This window comes from Sphingobium sp. LMC3-1-1.1, assembly GCF_040676285.1.
Taxonomy (GTDB): Bacteria; Pseudomonadota; Alphaproteobacteria; order Sphingomonadales; family Sphingomonadaceae; genus Sphingobium.
The window spans coordinates 1-633 of record NZ_JBEGHQ010000049.1; the positions used below are offsets into that span (position 1 = coordinate 1).

Genomic DNA, 633 nt, shown 5'->3' on the forward strand with positions numbered 1-633 from the left:
GACCCTTGCTTTTGTCCTCGATATTCCATATTTTGTGGACAGAAAGGTGGCCTGATGTCCAAGCCTATGACTTTGAATGTGCGCGTCAGCGGTGCTCTCAGTGACTTTGTCTCCGCTAATATCGGAGACGCTGGTGCCTACGAAAATGTGAGTGAATATGTCCGAGACTTGATTCGGCGCGATAAGGAACGGGTCGAGAGTGAGCGCTTGGCGCTCCTCCAGGCTGAGTTGGTCAGCGCATTTGCCGCGCCGGAGGGCGACTATCAGTCTCTTGATGCTGACGCGGTCATAGCCCGCAACGCTCATAACTGAGTCTCATGATCGGATATCGCGTCCAGCAGGCCGCCAGTCGGCGGATTGACGACATCTACATCCACACGCGTGAAACATGGGGGGAGGATCAGGCCAACCAATATATCCGGGCCCTTTTTGCACGGTTTGACGATATTGCTGCGCGGCGCCTTGCCTGGCGGGATGTGCCACGGGAACTGGGCATTCAAGGGTTCTATTGCCGGTATGAGCGCCATTATATCTACTGGCGTGTTTTGTCAGATGGTGCCGTTGGTATCGTGACGATTTTGCATGAACGCATGCATCAGATCGATCGTTTTCGACAGGATTCTCCACACTGAG

Annotated in this window: 2 protein-coding genes; both read left to right on the top strand. The window is 54.0% G+C overall.

Annotated features, from left to right (window positions below; all coding sequences use genetic code 11):
- Positions 1-312: ribbon-helix-helix domain-containing protein (locus MRBLMC3_RS18700; protein WP_363831264.1), on the top strand; the 312-nt coding region annotated here is incomplete at its 5' end.
- Between the two features lie 5 nt (positions 313-317).
- On the top strand, positions 318-632 hold the full coding sequence (locus tag MRBLMC3_RS18705; protein WP_363831266.1) for a type II toxin-antitoxin system RelE/ParE family toxin: 315 nt from the start codon (positions 318-320) through the stop codon (positions 630-632).
- The last annotated feature ends 1 nt before the right edge of the window (position 633 follow it).

What these genes read in the sequence shown, in the direction of transcription:
- MRBLMC3_RS18705 (WP_363831266.1), top strand. Translation starts at nt 318, where the DNA reads ATGATCGGATATCGCGTCCAGCAGGCCGCCAGTCGGCGGATTGACGAC.